1 protein-coding gene is annotated in these 401 nt (G+C 67.1%); it reads right to left on the reverse strand.

The annotated features are described in order from the left end of the window. Positions 1 to 401: ATP-binding protein (locus EO139_RS07570; RefSeq protein WP_343136463.1), on the reverse strand; the 401-nt coding region annotated here is incomplete at both ends.

Genomic DNA, 401 nt, shown 5'->3' on the forward strand with positions numbered 1-401 from the left:
GGGTCGGGTCGATGCCGGGGCCGTCGTCGTCGATCCACAACACGCCGTCCTCGCCATCGCGCTGCAGTTGCAGACGGGCGCGCTTGCCGTACTTCAACGCGTTTTCGAGCAGATTCATGACCGCGCGGCGCAACGCCAGCGGGTCGCCGTCCAGGGTGATATCCGGGCCGGGCAGCAGCTCGGCGTCGGCGCCGATATCGGTGGCGTTGTCCACCACGCTCTCCACCAGCAAGCGCAGATCCAGCGGCGCGCGCTCGCCGCGATGACGATCGTTCTGGATGAAGTCCAGCGCTGCGGAAATCATCGCCTTCATTTCGTTGATATCGGCCAGCGCCTTGTCGCGCAGCGGTGGCTGCAGGCCATCCAGACGAAACGACAGCCGCGCCAGCGGCGTGCGCAGG

It is taken from the genome of Xanthomonas sp. BRIP62411 (assembly GCF_003993525.1).
Classification (GTDB): Bacteria; Pseudomonadota; Gammaproteobacteria; order Xanthomonadales; family Xanthomonadaceae; genus Xanthomonas; species Xanthomonas euroxanthea.